Genomic DNA, 790 nt, shown 5'->3' with positions numbered 1-790 from the left:
CACCTCTAACTTTATCGATAAGTCAGCTATGCGTTTTTCTATTCTCTTCGCAATCTCTTCTTTTCCATTTGCACGGTAAACATCACAGGTTTGACTAAAATCTGCCGCCCTCGTCTTCTTCCATTCGCTATCATGTTTGGCAACGATTCCCGTCAACCTTCTTTGTTGCACCGGGCTTAATAATAAATCCTTCAGCTTACCTGCTTCAAATGAGACTGCCGCGTTTTTATCCTTCTCTAAATCCAACTCGTCCATAATCGATTTGAACATCGGGTCCAATTCATTTTTCTGCTCAATCGTCAATTTTTTCAAAATAATACATAAAAAACAACCGCACATTACAAATGTGCGGTTAATTAATTATTTATATTAAACAACATAAAATCATCTTGATTTTAATTAAAAAACCTATTAAATAAAAAAATAACAAAGTCAATAATAAAAGTAAACACAAGATAAATAAAAATATATGAAAATACATTAATCCAGAAATAATCATTTAGCATATTTTTATAAATTGACATTGGATAATTATTTATATACACATCAAAAACAGTGAATAAAAATATAAAAAATAAATTACTCTTCCAATATTTCTTTAGGAACATATGTATCTCCATTCTTTCTATTTAAATGAATTTCTATCTTTAATTGTGCTCCCGCCCAACCTTGCACCACCCGCACCCAACAAGAGCAGTGCTCATCAAAGTTGCCTAATCTATCCCAAGGAAATTTTTAGACGTATCACTATCAGTAAGCGTCGATGCCTGTGAATGATGTTGATGTTCGA

2 pseudogenes are annotated in these 790 nt (G+C 32.3%); both read right to left on the bottom strand.

From position 1 onward, the window contains the following. A pseudogene (locus HMPREF3263_RS10620) lies at window positions 1-303 on the bottom strand (hypothetical protein); the annotation flags it as partial. Between the two features lie 348 nt (window positions 304-651). Next, window positions 652-735 (bottom strand): annotated as a pseudogene (locus HMPREF3263_RS10960) (type VI secretion system tip protein VgrG); the annotation flags it as partial. Window positions 736-790 lie beyond the last annotated feature (55 nt).

The organism is Haemophilus sp. HMSC61B11, assembly GCF_001838615.1.
In the GTDB taxonomy this organism is placed as follows: Bacteria; Pseudomonadota; Gammaproteobacteria; order Enterobacterales; family Pasteurellaceae; genus Haemophilus_D; species Haemophilus_D parainfluenzae_AD.
This window is presented reverse-complemented; position numbering and strand designations above follow the sequence as displayed.